General features: G+C 28.9%; 6 protein-coding genes. 2 read left to right on the forward strand and 4 right to left on the reverse strand.

Annotated features, from left to right (window positions below; all coding sequences use genetic code 11):
• Positions 1-103 precede the first annotated feature (103 nt).
• The 4 genes from J7G74_RS03220 to J7G74_RS03235 all read right to left on the reverse strand — a co-directional run bounded on the left by J7G74_RS03220 (position 104) and on the right by J7G74_RS03235 (position 2,866).
• Positions 104-592, reverse strand: coding sequence for a helix-turn-helix domain-containing protein (locus J7G74_RS03220; RefSeq protein WP_297131891.1), 489 nt, complete (start codon positions 590-592; stop codon positions 104-106).
• Positions 593-869: 277 nt separating this feature from the next.
• Positions 870-1,334 carry a GNAT family N-acetyltransferase gene (locus J7G74_RS03225; RefSeq protein WP_297131894.1) on the reverse strand — a complete coding sequence of 155 codons (465 nt, stop codon included), beginning with the start codon at positions 1,332-1,334 and terminating at the stop codon, positions 870-872.
• 48 nt (positions 1,335-1,382) lie between these two features.
• Positions 1,383-1,517 (reverse strand): hypothetical protein, encoded by a 135-nt coding sequence (locus tag J7G74_RS03230; protein WP_297131897.1) that lies wholly within the window; start codon positions 1,515-1,517, stop codon positions 1,383-1,385.
• Positions 1,518-1,549: 32 nt separating this feature from the next.
• Positions 1,550-2,866 carry an MATE family efflux transporter gene (locus J7G74_RS03235; protein WP_297131900.1) on the reverse strand — a complete coding sequence of 439 codons (1,317 nt, stop codon included), beginning with the start codon at positions 2,864-2,866 and terminating at the stop codon, positions 1,550-1,552.
• A gap of 276 nt (positions 2,867-3,142) precedes the next feature.
• Here J7G74_RS03235 and J7G74_RS03240 point away from each other — a divergent pair, with 276 nt between their 5' ends.
• Positions 3,143-4,024 carry a LysR family transcriptional regulator gene (locus tag J7G74_RS03240; RefSeq protein WP_297131902.1) on the forward strand — a complete coding sequence of 294 codons (882 nt, stop codon included), beginning with the start codon at positions 3,143-3,145 and terminating at the stop codon, positions 4,022-4,024.
• 188 nt (positions 4,025-4,212) lie between these two features.
• Positions 4,213-4,410: a 4-oxalocrotonate tautomerase DmpI gene (dmpI, locus tag J7G74_RS03245; RefSeq protein ID WP_297131906.1), complete on the forward strand. Its 198-nt coding sequence runs from the start codon at positions 4,213-4,215 to the stop codon at positions 4,408-4,410.
• Positions 4,411-4,585 lie beyond the last annotated feature (175 nt).

Here is a 4,585-nt window from a genome sequence, read left to right on the forward strand (position 1 = left end):
ATCTAATATATCAGATTCACAAGTAATTGCTTGGTTTACTTCTATATATCTTTTATTTGTTTTTTCAATTATTTTATATTTCATTTTATCACCTAAACTCTCCTTATATATTTCTATTATCTGTAAGTGTAGATATGAAATCCAACATTTCCTTTGTAAATTCAATATCACCCCATAACATTACTTTTAAATTCTTTTCTTTTTGGTAATGCTTTATATTTATAGTTGAATCACTCATTTTAGCATCTTTAGTATTCATTACTGCTAATAGCATATTGGATAACTTCCTATATTCATCTAAATCTACATCCTTAATATCAACAACTGTAGATATACTTATTTTGCTATCTATATTTTTACTTTCTGTATTAATAGTTGAAAACTCAATATTTTCACTATCCGATTTATTTTCATTTCTAACATTTACTGTATTATCTTCCATAAAAAGACTTAAATCATGTCCTGTTATTCTCCACTGCTTTCCAACTTTATTCGCTCTAAGCTTACCTTCAGTTATAAACTTTCTTATAGTTTTGTGATGCATTCCTAGTATTTGTGCAATTTGGTCAATGGTATAAAATTTTTCTTCCATTAAAATTAATCCTTTCTCATTTAACTCAATTTATGGATTTATTATATCCAACTCAATATTATCAGTCAATACTTTTTGCTATTTATTGCATTTTATTGCACTTTATTGTACTCTTTATGCATTATTTTAATTTTTTAATTTTAAATTACTTATTTTATCTATACTTTTAAAGTTACTATAAAATCATCTTAAATAAAAAAATAGGAGCATCTGCTCCTATCCCTTTGGTTGGTGATATATTAATATTATTCACTTAATCAGCTCTATAAATTGGAATTTAGCATAAAGTAGAAGCGACATACATCCTTGTAGCATTCCCCTCATCATCATTTACCATAGTTAAAAAATCCCAATCATATTTTTCATAAAATCCTGTATGGTCTGTAATTAAATATATTTTTTCAAAACCCATACTACCTAAATCTTTTCTTACAAAGTCTAAAATATATTTGGCTATCCTTTGTTTTCTATATTTTTCTTCAACAAACAATGCACATAAATTAGGACTTAAATCTTTGCGGTCATGGAAATCATTTTCTATAATCCCTGCTCCTGCTATAATTTCTTCTTTATCATTTAATACAATATACCATTGTGGTATACCTGTTTTTTGTTCAATACACTCTTGAATACTTTCCTGATATGCTTCAACTGGAATACCCCATTTTTGAGAGAACCAATTAGCAGACTTCTCACATAGTTCAGGGTATTCGCATAGTTTTTTTAATACTATATGTTTCATTTTATCCTCACTTTCAAATTTCTATTTATCTTTCACATTATATAACAATTACGAGTTATTTTTTATATAAATTTTAAGTGCTTTTATAGCTAATATAAGTGTATATATCCCTAATCCTGCAATAGCCATAATAACTCCTATATATAAGATGGCTATTATTGACATTCCAAACTGCATCTCCATATTTAATCCCTCCTTATTTCTATTGTAATATATTAATATTGTCTACTTTTAAAAATTTTAATAAAAAACAATATAGCAACCATTGTTGTTATAAATTCTGAAAATACAAAAGATAACCAAACTCCATTTATTCCCAAAATCATCTTAAAAATAAATAAACAAGGTATAATAGCTATACATCCACGCATTATAGATATAATAAAAGCACTTTTCATTTCTTCAATAGAGCTTAAAAATGCTGATGTAATTATATTAAATCCTGCAAATAAAAATCCTATAAAATATAATCTTAATCCATTATTTGCAATAGTAATTAACTCAATATTATTCTCACTATTAAAAATAGAAATAATATCTCTTGATAATATAAAAGTTAATACATATATAACTGTTGCTAAACCTATAGATAAATAAATAGCATACTTTAATACTGTTTTTATTAATTTAGCATCATCATTTCCATATCCCTCACTTAAAAGTGGCTGTATACCTTGCGCTATTCCTGTAAATATAGATGTTACTACAAGAGCTACATTTGCAATAATTCCATATGCAGCAACCCCTACAATTCCACTAATCTCTAATATTACTAAATTAAATAAAATAAGTACTATACCTGATGATACTTCTGTGATAAACGATGATAAACCAAGTCCGAAAATATTTAATATATTATATATGTCTATCTTGCATTTTATAAATTTAAAGCTATTATTTTTTCTTATAAAATGTAAAGATAAAATACAAAGACTTATAATAGGAGCAAGTCCTGTAGCAAAAGCTGCACCGAACATTCCCATTGATAAAGGAAACATAAACACATAATCAAGAACGATATTTGAAAAACTTCCCATAAGCATAGCTATCATAGATAATCTTGGTTTTTTATCATTTCTTATAAATGCAAGCATTATATTATTTATAATAAAAAATGGTGAGAAACAAAGTATAGTACTTAAATAATCACTAGTCATTGTTAATGTATCACCATTTGCTCCAAGTAGTTTTGATATAGGTGTTGCAAAAAATACACCTACAGTAAGCAAAATAATTCCTAAAACAAATCCTATAATTACAGTATTAGAAAAAATTGAGTTCGCACTTTCATCTTCATTTTTAGACTTTAAAATACTATATTTAGTAGCTCCACCAATACCAATCATAAGACCTAAACCATTAATAATACAATAAATTGATATAGAAAAATTCAAAGCAGCGATTCCATTTGAGCCAAGAGCACCTGAAACAAAAAAAGTATCTGCAAGAATATAACATGATAACCCTATCATTCCTATAGTATTAAGGCTAACATACTTTAAAAATTTCTTTAATAAATAATAATTATTCATCCTAAAACCTCCCATAAAAAAATGCTCATAACAACATCCCTTCTAAGACCTAACGGAATGTGTTTGAGCATTTAAATTAGTTTTACTCGGTAGCAAAACAATGTAATCTTATTTAACTATAATTTAAGTATAACACAAAATAACATCTATGTGATATTTTTATCTATTCTACGTCTATAACAAACCCATATTCATCATTATTATCTTTAGTTTCCAAGTTGAATATGCACAGTGATTATAGTACAATGATAGAAATATTTATTGCGAGGTTATATCATGGATATTCGTGTTTTGGAATACTTCCTGATGGCAGCCAGGGAAGAAAATATCACAAGGGCTGCGCAGCTTCTTCATATAACACAACCCACACTATCACGTCATCTTATGCAGTTGGAGAAAGAACTTGGTACAAAGCTTTTTGAGCGTACAAATCACAGTGTTATACTGACCGAGGAAGGGATGACATTCCGACGCAGGGCAAAGGATATTGTAGCGTTGGTTGAAAAAGCAAAAAATGAAATTTCTCAAAACGAAGATACTCTATCTGGAAAAATCTCTATTGGCTGTGGAGAGTTAATGAGTGTCAAAAAACTTGCAGCGTCCATTACTGCATTTCAGAAAAAGTACCCCTTAGTAAAATTTGAACTATATAGTGGCAGCAATGAAGACATTCAAGAACGAATGAAGCAAGGGGCTTTGGATCTTGGACTTTTTCTTGAACCATTCCATCTTTCCGGCTACACTTCTATTTCTATGAAAACCAAAGAGCGATGGGGTGTTTTGATTCACAAGGATTCTCCTCTTGCTACACAGAATGTGATTCGTCCAGGGGATCTTGTAGGAAACCTTGTTGTGACCATTCATGTTAACACGCCTGCACATACAGAGCTGATTAAATGGTCTGGAAAATTTGCGGAGAAAATGGATTTCAGCACTAATTATAATGTATTGCATAATGCCGTCATTGTGGCAAGGGAACAAAAAGGTGCTGTAATTTGTCTGGAGCAAGACTGCCACTATGATGATATGAAGTTTCTTCCCCTAAAACCTGAGCTTTCGGTGGGTTCATTCCTTGCATGGAAGGAAGGACAGAAATATGCAAAAGCCACAGAAGCATTTATTCAATTTTTGAAGGAACAAAATAGTTGCAATACATAAAACAAATTACAATCTACTCAATATAGGCATTTTACATTTTAAAAAAATATTTTTAAAATATAGATGTACCAAAGAAAGATATATCTATACTTTTATATATAGAATTGTCGGTGACAAAAAGGTACAGTTGAAAAACAATCTAGAGATAAATAAATATAAACATTTAAGAGGAAGGAAGGTTTGACAACATGCCACAGATTCAAGTAGAAATGGGACCTGCAACAAAAGAACAGAAAAAAAGATTGATTAAGGAACTTACAAAATCAGCTAGTGAGATTTTGGGAGTAAATGAATCGTCTTTTTATGTACTTATTAAGGAAAATAGCCTGGATAACTGGGGGGTAGGCGGTAAAATGCTGAGTGAGGCATTGAAAGAACGTCATTAAAAGGAAAAAATAGTGAAGTTTCATTGATAAAGATTATAGAAAGCGAATTAGTTTCCGGTAAAATCAATTACCTTTAATTCGCTTTTTATTAAAATTATGTACTAAACTTTATATATTATTAATTTACAAAGTAAATATTAAGGTTGTTCTCCAGAAAAAAGTTGCTTTTCGTCAA

Origin of the sequence: Terrisporobacter sp., assembly GCF_017888745.1 — a bacterium.
Lineage (GTDB): Bacteria > Bacillota > Clostridia > Peptostreptococcales > Peptostreptococcaceae > Terrisporobacter.

Coding starts and splice junctions, on each gene's coding strand:
- J7G74_RS03220 (WP_297131891.1), bottom strand. CDS start 592: ATGGAAGAAAAATTTTATACCATTGACCAAATTGCACAAATACTAGGA.
- J7G74_RS03225 (WP_297131894.1), bottom strand. CDS start 1,334: ATGAAACATATAGTATTAAAAAAACTATGCGAATACCCTGAACTATGT.
- J7G74_RS03230 (WP_297131897.1), bottom strand. CDS start 1,517: ATGGAGATGCAGTTTGGAATGTCAATAATAGCCATCTTATATATAGGA.
- J7G74_RS03235 (WP_297131900.1), bottom strand. CDS start 2,866: ATGAATAATTATTATTTATTAAAGAAATTTTTAAAGTATGTTAGCCTT.
- J7G74_RS03240 (WP_297131902.1), top strand. CDS start 3,143: ATGGATATTCGTGTTTTGGAATACTTCCTGATGGCAGCCAGGGAAGAA.
- dmpI (WP_297131906.1), top strand. CDS start 4,213: ATGCCACAGATTCAAGTAGAAATGGGACCTGCAACAAAAGAACAGAAA.